The sequence below is a fragment of the Phaeodactylibacter sp. genome, assembly GCF_022763345.1.
Classification (GTDB): Bacteria; Bacteroidota; Bacteroidia; order Chitinophagales; family Saprospiraceae; genus Phaeodactylibacter.
The window spans coordinates 1-13,253 of sequence record NZ_JALEGS010000077.1 but is presented as its reverse complement, the minus strand read 5'-3'; the positions used below and the strand labels follow the sequence as shown (position 1 = coordinate 13,253).

At 49.5% G+C, this 13,253-nt stretch carries 6 protein-coding genes; all 6 read left to right on the top strand.

Annotated elements, in window-relative coordinates; translation table 11 throughout:
• The first annotated feature begins 367 nt into the window (after nt 1-367).
• The gene (locus MRY86_RS20785; RefSeq protein WP_293567140.1) at nt 368-5,869 is read left to right on the top strand and encodes a T9SS type A sorting domain-containing protein; all 5,502 of its coding nucleotides are present in this window, start codon (nt 368-370) and stop codon (nt 5,867-5,869) included.
• 246 nt (nt 5,870-6,115) lie between these two features.
• Nucleotides 6,116-6,649 (top strand): RNA polymerase sigma factor, encoded by a 534-nt coding sequence (locus MRY86_RS20780; RefSeq protein ID WP_293567139.1) that lies wholly within the window; start codon nt 6,116-6,118, stop codon nt 6,647-6,649.
• A 53-nt stretch (nt 6,650-6,702) separates the two neighbouring features.
• The gene (locus MRY86_RS20775; RefSeq protein ID WP_293567138.1) at nt 6,703-7,491 is read left to right on the top strand and encodes a TetR/AcrR family transcriptional regulator; all 789 of its coding nucleotides are present in this window, start codon (nt 6,703-6,705) and stop codon (nt 7,489-7,491) included.
• Between the two features lie 509 nt (nt 7,492-8,000).
• Complete coding sequence (locus tag MRY86_RS20770; protein WP_293567137.1) at nt 8,001-9,794, top strand: ATP-binding cassette domain-containing protein; 1,794 nt, start codon at nt 8,001-8,003, stop codon at nt 9,792-9,794.
• Between the two features lie 5 nt (nt 9,795-9,799).
• A complete protein-coding gene (locus MRY86_RS20765) occupies nt 9,800-11,185 on the top strand; it encodes a biotin/lipoyl-binding protein (RefSeq protein WP_293567136.1) in 1,386 nt (461 codons plus the stop codon).
• Between the two features lies 1 nt (nt 11,186).
• Nucleotides 11,187-12,635 carry a TolC family protein gene (locus tag MRY86_RS20760; RefSeq protein WP_293567135.1) on the top strand — a complete coding sequence of 483 codons (1,449 nt, stop codon included), beginning with the start codon at nt 11,187-11,189 and terminating at the stop codon, nt 12,633-12,635.
• Nucleotides 12,636-13,253 lie beyond the last annotated feature (618 nt).

Below are 13,253 nucleotides of genomic sequence, written 5' to 3'. Positions count from 1 at the left end.
ATAGCAAGCGTGCAAAATCAGGTTATTGATCCCTTTGTCACATCTGCCTGACCAGTAAAAGACGACCTCAAACACATTTAGGCGGTTAAACAGTACCTTCCTCCCCCCTTAATTATGGTACTGTTTGTACCCAGACAGTAAGCACACACTTGGACAAATTCAGACACTAAAAGAATGGTGACCGCACAGGCAGCCTCTTAGCTGTTAGAGCGGTCTAAAGAGTAGTAAGCACGAAAAAGGGCTTTCACTTTATCCGGAAATAGAAAGGAATTTGTCATATATGTTATAAATTATTAAACCAGTATTGCAGGGGATTGTAAGACATATATCTTTACAATCGAACTGATGATTCGCATCTCGTGAAATTATGAAGACGTCCGGCACCACGGTTTTTAGCGTGTTTTGTTATGCATTGGGGCTCGTTATGCTCCTCTGCACAACGGCTTGGTCAGTCCCGACTCACGGAGAGACGGCAGAATCAGCCACTTCAGTTGAGGTATCCTGGCCCGAAGCCGCGCTGTCGGCCTGTGAATCAGATTCCACCGCCCCAGTCATCGTTTACCCGGCTGCCGGTTTGCACGCTACCATTGAGGGCTGCGACGCCGGGCAACCTGCGGTCTTCTTCTTTTCTATTACGGTAGCGGATGATTGTGACCCTAATCCTGCATATGATATAAGCCTTTTATCTGGAGATACCGCCAGCCTTTCCCTTAGCAATCCATACGATAATCACTTTTTGCTTACGGCTCTGCCGGGCAGCTACGAAATTACCATCACAGCGTCTGATACCACCGGGAATGCCCGAGAGGAAATTTTTGCTGTAGAAGTAGGGCAGGAGCCAGTTCCGGGCACAAACTATGGCTGCAATGACACCATCATCGTTACGCTCGATGAGGCTTGTCAGCGTTTAATCACGCCTGATATGATTCTGGAAGGGGATATTGGCTGCGTCCCGGCAGAATACTTTGATATTCAAGTCGTAGATGAGGTACCGGGCAACGGGCCGTTAGTGGATGGAACAGGTACTTATCCGGTAGAGCTCAACCCACAGCAAGTAGAGGCCGTTTCAGGGTTTACCCTATCTGCTGACCCCAGTTTCTGGGAATTGTCCAATCGGGGCAGCGCAGCCGCCAACTTTTCGGCAGATACGCTTTTCCAGTCTGTAAACGTGCCAGGTGGCTGGTCGGCAGCCGTTCTCCCAATTGATTTTGGAGGGGTGCTTCATTTTGACTGGGCAACATCCATTGAACTGGCAGACTCCGCTACCTTTAGTATTCAGGTACTGAATGCCGATGGTACAGTCGCCATTGAAAACCTATACAGCAATTCTGATGCGGGCAGCTTCGAAAGCCCGGTCGCTCAGGGGCAGCTTCTAGTTCTGAATTTAGTTTCCCCGGGCGTGGCAGAGCCTAACCCTACTTTCAGCACCTTTGTTACGAATTGGAGTGTAACTTTAGATGAGCTTGACCTGAGTGCCGCTTTTCCTTGTTGGGGAATGGTCGTAGCCCGCGATCAGATGCCTCCCTCCATCACCTGTCCGCCCGATACCGATGCGGCAACGATTATGCAGACCGCTCAGCAACTGAATGGTGCCATTACTGCTCAAAGCCCAACCATTAATGTGAACGTCCACTCCTGCCTTTCGGGAGATTTGCCGATTAGCGGGGACCGTTTCTACGATGTGATTGTGTTTGAAGTAGATCAACCGGGCATCTTTACGTTCTTTCTCAACACCACATTCTCCGATGGTGGCGGGCATATGGCCCTGTTTCAGGGAGGCTTCAGCCCGCTGAGCCCTTGCAGCAGCATCCTGGCGCAGCACGATTTCCCGGCTTCTCCGAACCCATTCAACGGAGGCAACGACCCCTATGTAAGACTGTCGCTGCCGCTGGAAGCCAATCAGCTATACTATTTGTTTACGACAACAGATACGCCCGGTGCTACCGGCGACTATACCTACTCGATATTGCCGGACGGCAATGGCTTGCTCAGTGGTGCAACCGAGGTGGTGCTGCCATTTACGCAAACGCTATTCTGTGAAGACCTGTTTTTCATCCAGGAAACCGATAGCCTGCACTGGACAGGCGCTCCTGAAATCTCGGACAACTGCGGGCCGGTCAACTTTACTTTTGAGGATGACCTGGAGCAGTCAGGCGATTGTGGCGCATTGAGCATCCTTCGGACCTTCACCGTTGAGGATGACTCCGGGAATTCCAATTCATGTACGCAGCAAATTGACTTGCGCCGGCCCGGTGTGGATGATATATCGCTACCGCCTCAGACCTTCCCTATTGATTGCAACCTAAATTATCCGGTAAACGGTATGGGCAATCCCTCCCCCAGCCTTACCGGCTATCCTTTTTTGTTAACGGTGCAGGGCGCCCGTGACCTGGACCAGGTGTATTGCAATCTGGGGGCATCATATAGCGATGGTCCGGCCATTCCTGTCTGCGAAGCCTCTTTCCAGTTTTTGAGGACCTGGGATATTATTGACTGGTGCGACCCGGCCGGCTCCTTTACTTTCGGGCAAATCATTAAGGTAGGAGATTTCACCGCACCTTTATTGAATTGCCCGGCTCAGGACACTGACGGGGATGGCTTGGATGACGTACTGGTATTCCCAACCCAACCCTTTGAATGCACTGGAGCTTTTGCAGTGCCTTTGCCGGAAGTAACCGATAACTGCTCCAGTTGGGAGGTGTTCACTCAGGTGGTAACCTTCCGCGATAGCATTGTGCATAATGCTTCCGGCTTGCCTGTAGACACATTGGAGATCGAAGAGGTGCTGGCCACGATTCCTGATGATGCGCCAAACCGTTTCGTCTCCGGAATACCCACTGGCTGCCATGCTTTCCGCTATGTAGTGACGGATGCCTGCGATAATCAAATTGAACAGTACTGCACCTTCTGTGTGGAAGACCGCACCGAGCCGGTTGCAGATTGCAATGAACAGCTCAATGTTTCACTGACACATGACGGGTTTGTCCGCCTTTTGGCGCCAAGTGTTGATGAGGGCAGCTGGGACAACTGCGCCATTGAGCAAATGGAAGTTCGCAGGCTAATCACTAAAGGACCAGGCTGTACAACAGTAGATTCTACCTACTCTGACTGGGCACCTCATGTAGATTTTACCTGCTGCGATATTGATTCTCTTGTACTCATAGAACTGTTGGTGGTTGATACGGCCGGCAATGAAAATACCTGCTGGGCAGAAGTGCTGGTTGAAGACAAAATCCGCCCTAATTGCAGCCCTCCCAATGACCGGGTTATATCCTGCGATAGCCTGCCTAACGGTTTCGAACCAGACAGCCTTGGAGGGCTTCAGTCGCTGTTTAGCCAGCCTTCTGTAACGGATAACTGTTCGGCGACCTGGGAAGAACTGGAACCAGAATCTTTGATTGATGAGTGTGGGGTAGGTACTATTGTCCGGCGCTTCCAGGCAGTGGATGTTGCCGGGAACGTGTCGAACACAGCCTGCGAACAGCTCATCACTATTGAGCCCGACCACAATTACGAAATAAAATTCCCCCGGGATGGCATGTCCAACTGCGGTATTCCCAATCCAGATACGATTGAAGTCTTTGAGATGGCTTGCGACCTGCTGGCTGTGAGTGTAACGGATACAGTTTTTGCGGCTTCCGGAGACGAATGTTATAAGCTTTTCCGCACTTACAAAGTGATTAACTGGTGCGAGTACGATGGCGAAAGTCCGCCTGTACTGATCCGCCGCGATGAAGATTGCGATGAAATACCTGGGGATGAAGATGTTTGGGTGCTTCGCCGTTCGGACCATGCTTTTGTTGACCGGGACAACCACCACAACAACAGCGTACCAGCTGCTGGCACAAAAGGCACTGTGTGCAACGGGCAATCCAACCCTGAAGGTTTTTGGCGGACAGTCGTATCGAACGGATTCTGGCAGTATCAGCAGCATGTAAAGGTATTTGACGACGAAGCACCGGAAATCCTGTTTGTCCCGCCATTGGATGTCTGTAGCATAAACAATGAAACCTGCCGTGCTTCTGCGGAGTACCTGTTTAGTGTACTCGATAACTGCACCCCTTCTGACCTGACCATTGAGGTTTATTATGATGAATATTCTGATGGGACAGTGGATTCTGTCTTTACCGATATTTTTGGGACTTATCCTAAGTGGAAGCTCAATGGGGACTGGCCGATAGGAGCGCATGAATTTGAAATCCGGGTGGAAGATGGATGTGGCAATGAAGCTGCCGCCACTATGCCGTTCCGAATAGTAGACTGCCTGGCACCAGTGCCTACCTGCATTAATGGCTTGTCGACTCCGCTGATGCCTGTCCCTCCCCAAACGGATGTGGATGGAGATGGAGATTTTGACCGCGGTGCGGCAACTATATTTGCGACAGATCTGATTGTCTCGCCCTATATAGACTGTAGTGGTCCGGTTACATACAGTGTCAACAGGGTAGGAGAACAGCCCGCCCGCGACAAGACCTCCATCATCCTGACCTGCGAAGACCTCGGCGTGGCCCTGCTTGAAGTATATGCCTGGGATAGTGCGGACAACCCCTTTCAGGTACAGCCAGACGGAAGTACCGGCGGCCCCAATTACGATAATTGTGAGACTTACGTGCTGGTCACCAATAACCTAGCCGATTGTAATGCGCCTTTGCCCACCATTGCCGGTGCCATCGAGCGGGAGGATGAATCTCCTGTGTCGGGCGTATCTACTGACCTTAGCGGTTTCATCAGCCAGTCGGTCCTTACCGATAGTCTGGGGACCTACGCACTCGAAGGGTTAGAACCGGAATTTGATTATACCGTTACCCCTTTCCTCGATGGAGATGACCAGAATGGGCTGACCACCTACGATGTCGTTTTAATCAGCCGTCATATTCTGGGGATCGATCACTTGGATTCTCCCTACCAGCTGATTGCGGCCGATGTAAATAACTCAGGCTCCGTCAGTACACTCGATATGATCCTGCTGCGCCAGGTTATCCTGAGCATCCTGGTTGAAATACCGAATGGACCCAGCTGGCGGTTCGTTCCAAAAAGCCATCAGTTTGAAGATCCAACCAACCCCTGGGCGGAACCGATACCCTACTCGGTAACCTATAACGACCTGGTCACTTCCCGACTTGATGAAGACTACGTCGCTATCAAAATAGGAGATATTGATCTAAGTGCGGTTGCCAGCGCTGGACCGGTTACAGAAACAAGAAACAGCAGCCATGATGGCCCGGCAGCCCACCTTCGCTTCGAAGATGTGGTCCTTCCGGCAGGTGCTGCGGTGCAGGTGCCCCTGAATAGCGACTGGTCTGACTTAGCGGGTTTTCAGGCATTGTTAACTTTTGATCAAGAGGCCGTAGCATTGGAAAGCGTGGATGCGGGTGCGCTAGGTGAACCATTTTTTCATCAGGTATCCGGTCGTTTAGCTATGAGCTGGAATGGCGACACTCCACCGGAAAACGACAAACCTTTGCTCTATTTGACCCTGCGGGCTAAGCGTCGGGTACGCTTGTCGGAAGTGGTATTCCTGGATGCTCAAAGCATGCAGCCGGAGTGCTATACTCCATCGCTGGTCAAAGGCCCTGTATTCCTGCAGTTCAGGGATGTTGCATCAGCAGGTTATGAACTGGAAGTTTTCCCCAATCCTTTCGTACAGCAAGCTACAGTCCGGTACTACGCTTCTACTGCGGACCCTGCCCATTTGTCCATCCTTGATCAGCAAGGGCGGCTGATATGGGAAGGATGGCAGTCACCATCCTCTGCCGGTTGGCAGGAGTGGTTGCTCAATGAGCAGTTGTTGCCCTCCAACGGACTGTATTTCCTCCGGCTGAGCAGTAGCGGGCAAGTATGGTCTCATCGTCTTTTAAAGTCAGATTAGAGCTTTGCTATTACAAGGGATAGTCAAACAGCCCCGCGTGCCTTTCTGGCATGCGGGGCGGTTTTGTATGTAGAGCTACAGTAGTTGCTATAATCCTATCGTGCGCCCTGTTTTACACTATTTGTAATTTGTCTAAAAAAAAGTATCCAGATTGCAACCAACTCTGGGTAGGAGTGTTATATTTGCGTCTGTAATAGTTTTACTATTGTGTAATGGAGTTAAACTTGTTTATAAAATCGTAGCCCTATGTCACAGATCGAGTTTACCGAGTCATTCTGCCAGTTTCGCCCCATGCTTTCTTCCTTCGCATTCCACTTGACCAAGAATGAGGAGGAAGCACAGGACCTTTTACAGGATACGGCGTATAAAGCCTTTAAGTACCGCAGCATGTATAAGCCACATACCAACCTTCGGGCATGGCTGATGACCATAATGCGGAATACCTTTATCAATAATTACCGTCAAAAGAAGCGTCGTCAAACCTTGAACGACAAAACTCCAAACAACTACTTCCTAAACAGCGGAGGCCGCACTGTACTTAATGGCGGAGAGTCAACAGTAACCATGAATGAGCTCTCCCGTCTTGTGGATGGGCTGGAAGACTGGCTGAAAGTGCCCTTTCTGATGCACTATCAGGGGTTCAAATACGAAGAAATTGCTCAGGAGCTTGACATTCCCCTTGGTACGGTCAAAAGCCGGATCTTCTTTGCGCGCAAGAAACTACAGGAAGGACTAAAAGGAATGTATCAATCTCAAAACCTGAACGAATTATTGAACTAAAATGGCTGTAGCCAGGTCATTACTACCAAACTTTTCATCAACCGGAATTCCAAATGGCTCTGTTATCTATTGAGTTAAAGATCAACGAGAAGCTTTACAAAAACGACCCTCAGCGCACAGACCTGGGGCGTAAAATCCTGCAGTATAGCGTCATTATGATTGATGAGCTTGGGCTGGAGCGGTTTAATTTTAAAAAGCTGGCTCAACGAATAGGGTCTACAGAAGCGTCCATCTATCGCTACTTTGAGAACAAATACCTTTTGCTCATCTATCTTGTTAACTGGTATTGGGAGTGGATGCGCTTCAGAATCGACCTTAAAACGATGGAAATTGACGATCCTATCAAAAGGTTGCGGGCGGTCGTCAGCTGCATAGTCGATACGGCAAAGCGCAATACAACAGTAGCTTTTATTGATGAAGACATTCTTCACCGTATCGTTGTGGCGGAGGGTACCAAGGCTTACCATAACAAAGCTGTGGATGCGCAGAATCAGGATGGCTTCTTCTCTTCCTACAAGGAGCTCTCCAAGAAAGTAGCTGGTGTGATTCTGGAGAACAATCCCGATTTTCCTTATCCAAGAGCTATGGCTTCCAATATTCTGGAAATGACCAACAACCACATCTACTTTGCTGAACACTTGCCGAGCCTCACCGAGGTCAAAGCCAACGGTGATATTCTCGCACAGGTGGAGGAGTTGATGTTGTACTATATCTGGAAACTTATCTTCCCGCCAACCGTTCAGCATGATGAGGCTTATCAACAAGCCAGTCATCAGATGCCACAACCTGAGCGCTGGAGCATGGATGTCACAACGAATGGGTTGCAATATTCAGAAAAATAGCGCATCATTCAGAGTGTCTGGTCTCTGCGAGAAACGATAGGGCTTCACCCCAGTTGGTTTTGTTCCCTTATTACTTTAAACTAAGTATCCCTAACCAAACTTTTGAATATCAGGGGCAAAGCGTCCCGCCATGCTTTTCTTCTTAGGAAAGCCTTGTTTCTCCAGAGGTTGCCTTCTGGGGTATGCAGAAATGCTGCTTTCCATCCGGAGCATGGCTTTTTGGGTTGAAATAATTGATTTGTAATAGAGTTTATTAAGGTAGGTTTTGTACAGGGTATGGATGAGTATTTTTTGCCAGATCAAAGAACACCCGGAACCTCGACTTCAGAAAGGGAGCCCTTTAATTCCCTTTCTTCGTGTAGCTACGAAGGTGAGGACGAGATGCAGAGCTGGTGAAAAAGACCATTCAGAGACCTACAAAATTTGCGTTAATAAACTCTAATATTCACGCGAAGCTGTTATGCCTGAGGTGAAGTATCGGTAACAGCTGAATGCAAAATACTCTTGGAATGGCAGATTATGGTTCTACGAAACCTTTGCAGCGGTTTTTCCGTTTGCTGGAACTCGACAAGAAAGACATTTACTACATATATGTCTATGCAATCTTTGCCGGGCTGATCACGCTTAGCCTGCCGCTTGGGGTACAGGCGATCATCGGCTTAATCGCGGGAGGGGCGTTGTCCGCATCCCTGGTTATTCTGGTAGCCGTCGTTACCCTTGCAACAGCGCTCTCCGGTATTCTCAAAGTGATGCAGCTGACGGTTACGGAGACCATACAGCGGAGGATTTTTGCCCGTTCGGCTTTTGATTTTGCCTATCGCATACCGCGTATCAAGCTGGATGAAGTGGTCCGGTTTTATCCGCCAGAATTGGTCAACCGCTTTTTTGATACGCTCTCTGTACAAAAAGGGGTGCCCAAAATCCTGATGGACTTTTCCACCGCCGTCCTCCAAATCCTTTTCGGGCTGATCCTGATTTCTTTTTACCATCCTTTCTTTGTTTTCTTTGGGCTTGCGCTGATTGTCATTCTGCTGGCTATCATGCGGGTGACCGGCCCCGGTGGGCTCAAGACCAGCCTCAAAGAATCGAAATATAAGTACGAAGTGGCTTACTGGCTGGAGGAAATCGCCCGCGCCATGAATACCTTTAAGCTGGCAGGTGGCAATTCCTTCTCCCTGAATAAAACGGATGGTCTGGTTTGCGATTACCTGGATGCCCGGAAGAAGCACTTTAAAATTCTGGTCTTCCAGTACGGGAATATCGTAGCTTTCAAAACCATCATCACAGCCGGTCTTTTGTTTTTGGGAGCCTATCTGGTGATTGACAATCAGATCAACATTGGCCAGTTCGTTGCAGCGGAGATTGTGGTGATCTTGGTGATGAACTCTGTGGAGAAGCTCATTCTGAGTATGGAGACCATTTATGATGTACTCACAGGGCTGGAAAAACTGGGCGCTGTCACCGACCTGCCTATCGAGGAGGAAGAAGGCCGACTGTTCGAGCAAATCGACACCGGTAAAGGCATTGCGCTCAACCTGGAGAAGCTGACCTTCAAATTCCGGGATTCCGAGAAGAATACCTTGGATAACCTGAACTTAAAGATTAAAGCTAACGAGCGCATTTGCATCGCTGGCTACAATGGGTCTGGTAAGTCGACCCTGCTTCAGATTATGGCAGGCCTGTATACCGATTTTAAAGGCAGTATTTCCTACAACGGTTTCCCAGTGCGGAACCTCAACATACATAGCCTGCGGCAACAAATAGGCGATTATTCTGCACAGGAAGACATTTTCAGGGGCACCATTCTGGAAAATATCACCTTCAGTTGCCCCGATGTGCCATTGAAACGCGTGGTAGAGGTCGCGAATCAGATCGGGTTGAGTACATACATTGACAAGCTACCCAAAGGCTATGAGACCATGCTTCTGCCTGAGGGCAGCAACGTCACCCAAAGCATACGTACCCGCATTATTCTGGCGCGTTGTATCATCACCAGCCCGCGTATGCTGGCTGTGGAAGGTTTCTTCTACGGAATTGAGCAAGGCGACCGCGAGATGATTTCGGACTACCTCACTTCTGAAGATCACGACTGGACTATGGTCACCGTAACGGATGACCCGGTTCTTGCTTCCCGGTGTGACCGAATCATCGTCATGAAAGAAGGGCAGATCGTACAATCCGGGACGTTTGAAGAGATTGAGAAGGGCCCCCACTTTTACAATATTTTTACACGAACTGACGCAGCGCGGATTCACGGCAACGGAGTCGGGAAGTCGCATCAATCTGCAGAATCAAATGCTTAACCGATATGTTGAATATATCTGATAATACTGTTAATCAGGAAGTAGAGTTCAGCCGGTTCAACTCTTTTAAACGGACTGTGCTGTCTAATGCCAACCGGATGTTTACCCGCTGGCTGTTATTCACGCTTTTCCTTGTGATTGTGTTCTTATTCCTGCCCTGGACGCAAAACGTGCAGTCTAAGGGCAAGGTCACTACCCTTCAGCCCGGGCAGCGGCCGCAGACCATACAGTCTACCATTGCGGGCCGTATTGAGAAATGGTATGTTCGGGAAGGGGACCTGGTCAGGCGGGGAGATACGATTGTATTCCTTTCGGAAATTAAGGCTGAATACTTTGACCCCGATCTTGTACCCCGCACCAATCAGCAGGTGAAGGCAAAGGAAGGGGCTATCAATTCCTACAACGATAAGGTGGTGGCACTGAAGCAGCAGATCGAAGCCATGAAGTCAGAGCTGGAGTTCAAGCAGCGGCAGCTTAGGAATAAAATTCTCCAAACAGAGGCCAAGCTCAACTCTGCAGAAGCCGATTATGCGCAGGCTATTGTTCAGGATTCTATTGCTAACCGGCAGTTTGCACGTTCGCAGGAGCTGTTTGACAAAGGTATTGACAGCCGGACCAAGCTGGAGGATAAACAGTCGAAACTTCAGGAGACGGAGAACAAAGTCATTTCTGCCCGGAATAAGGTTCAGGAGGCTAAGAATGAGTTAGAAATTGCTAAGTTAGACCTCAATACAATACAGACCGACTATAATCAAAAAATAGCAAAAGCAGAGTCAGATAAATTCAGCACGATGTCCATGATGTATGATGCTGAGGGGAGCGTCAATAAGTTGCGGATTCAGGCTTCAAACTATAGTGCCCGCAATCAGTTTTACTATATTCTTGCCCCTCAGGATTGTTACATCACCAAAGCCATTACACCCGGTATTGGTGAAACGGTGAAGGAAGGGGGAGATATTGTAACCATCATGCCAGCTGACTATGAACTGGCTGTGGAACTCTTTGTGAAGCCTATGGATCTGCCGCTCATCGAACTCGGGCAGGAAGTCCGTTTCATTTTTGACGGCTGGCCAGCGTTCATTTTTTCCGGCTGGCCCGGGCAGTCCTTCGGTACTTACTCCGGCAGTGTGGTCGCTATTGACAATATGATTAGTAAAAATGGTGAATACCGCATTCTAGTGGGTGCAGACCCCGGCGGCAAGCCCTGGCCGGAAGCCCTACGGGTAGGCTCAGGGGCTCAGGGGATTGCGCTGCTCAATAACGTGCCGCTCTGGTACGAAATATGGCGCCGACTCAATGGGTTCCCACCAGATTACTACGACGCGGAAGATGGTGATATGGGAGATGGCGAGGATGTTAAAATGAAAGCTCCGGCAAAATCAATAAAATAAAATGAGATTGAGATTCATCCCGACGCTTTTCATACTAATGCTATTTGGTGTGGTAGCCGAAGCGCAACCGGCGGACAGTGCGCAGGTGCTCACCGCTGATCAGTATTTGTCCTGGGTGGCGAGCTACCATCCGGTGGCGCGGCAGGGGCGGTTGCTGAATGTGCAGGCGGAAGCTCTGGAGCGGCTGGCCCGGGGCGGGTTCGACCCCAAGCTTTACGGCGACTGGGACCAGAAAAACTTCAAGGAAAGTGAATACTTTGCGTTTGGTGAGGCTGGCGTGAAAATTCCGACCTGGTATGGCATTGAGCTTAAAGGAGCTTATGCTGTCGCAGATGTGGATGCCCTCTATCAAAACGCGGAGCGCACCGTGCCCGATGTGGGGCAGGCCATATTAGGCATTAAGGTGCCCCTCGGCCGTAACCTGATCATTGATGAGCGCCGGGCTGCTCTGGAGCAAGCCAAAATCATGGCCGATGCTAACCGGGCAGAGCAGCAGGGTATGGTCAACGATTTATTGCTGGAAGCCGCAAAGGCTTACTGGGAGTGGAGCGTGGCTTTCAATCAACTGATCGTTTTTGATCGGGCACTGGTCATTACGGTAGAAAGATTTGAGGGGATAAGGGAGAGTTTCCTCGCGGGGGATTTGCCCGCAATCGATACGCTAGAAACGATGATTCAGGTGCAGGTCCGGGAGTTTGACTATAACAATGCCTTGATTGAATACCGGAACGCGACGCTCAAACTCTCGAATTTTCTCTGGACAGAAGCCGGAGAGCCGTTGGAGGTAACCGATGAGCTTCGTCCGCTATTGCTGGAAGAACTCTCTCCTGACCCGTTGCCAAATACCCGGCAACAACTTTGGCAGGATGCTCTGCAAATACACCCGGACCTCTTGAAGTACCGGTTCAAGCTGCAGCAGTATGATGTGGATAGACGGTTGGCCCTGGAGCAGCTTAAACCACGCCTGGACTTCGAGTACAACTTCCTGGGCGAAGGGACCAACTTCCTCCCTGGCCCAACTACAGATAATGGCATTACGCAATTAGTTGGGCAAAATTATAAGTGGGGCGTACGCTTCGACTTCCCGGTTTTCCTGCGCAAAGAGCGGGGGAAATTACAGCTTACGCGCATCAAAATTCAGGATACAGAGTACACCCTGCAGCGCAAACAACTGGAAGTAGAGAACAAGATCAATAATTACTACAACGAGCAGGATAACTTTATCGCTCAGATTGAGCTCTATGAGGGCGCTGTTCAAAACTACAACACCTTACTCGAAGCCGAATACATCAAGTTTGACCTGGGAGAGAGCTCCATTTTCCTGGTGAATTCCCGTGAGCAGAAGCTCATAGAGGCACAGCTGAAGCTTATAGAGCTGCGTGGTAAGTTCTTCAAGACCCGTCAGAAGCTCCAATGGGCCGCTGGCCAACTGGGGCTGATGGCTAACTGATGAATGCCCCAGATCAGGGCGTATCATCCTGGTTTAATAGGTTTCCATTTCTAATTAGGTTTGTTATCATCCAGGGGCACCTCAAAATATGTTTTCAGGTGCCCTTGGCTATGGCTGTTCTCCGCCGCGCTCATTTCGCACTCAGGAACAAGTTCCAGAAAAAAGCGCTACGGCAAAAGCCGCAGCGCCTTCAAATTCCCCATAAATAATCTTTGATTTACTATAGCACACTGCGTAATAGGATTAGTGGTTACCTTGAACAAGATGGGCTCAAATCAAGGCTACAACACAATCAAGAATGAGGGGGAAGAACCCTTCAAAATGATCGAAAATTATTACACCGTATACTAACGATCAGAACGAATTAATTGACCGGGTTTTCACGGTTCCCCCCTGTTAATTAATTCTGCCTTTAACGGTCTTTTACGGCTCAACCCACAAGTCATACTACTGTCTTTGTATACGCAACATGAAGTGGTCACCGACGATAAATGTCGGGATCTTGGATTTGCGACATGGGAGCAAGCCACTTCCCAGCGTAAATGCTGACCTGTCTGCCGAAGTACCGACACGAAGGCAGGCATTGAGTAGGTTTGCTGTGGCAAACCACTTAATCGT

Excerpts from the sequence above, each read along its gene's own strand:
- MRY86_RS20785 (WP_293567140.1), top strand. The coding sequence starts at position 368 with ATGAAGACGTCCGGCACCACGGTTTTTAGCGTGTTTTGTTATGCATTG.
- MRY86_RS20780 (WP_293567139.1), top strand. The coding sequence starts at position 6,116 with ATGTCACAGATCGAGTTTACCGAGTCATTCTGCCAGTTTCGCCCCATG.
- MRY86_RS20775 (WP_293567138.1), top strand. The coding sequence starts at position 6,703 with ATGGCTCTGTTATCTATTGAGTTAAAGATCAACGAGAAGCTTTACAAA.
- MRY86_RS20770 (WP_293567137.1), top strand. The coding sequence starts at position 8,001 with ATGGCAGATTATGGTTCTACGAAACCTTTGCAGCGGTTTTTCCGTTTG.
- MRY86_RS20765 (WP_293567136.1), top strand. The coding sequence starts at position 9,800 with ATGTTGAATATATCTGATAATACTGTTAATCAGGAAGTAGAGTTCAGC.
- MRY86_RS20760 (WP_293567135.1), top strand. The coding sequence starts at position 11,187 with ATGAGATTGAGATTCATCCCGACGCTTTTCATACTAATGCTATTTGGT.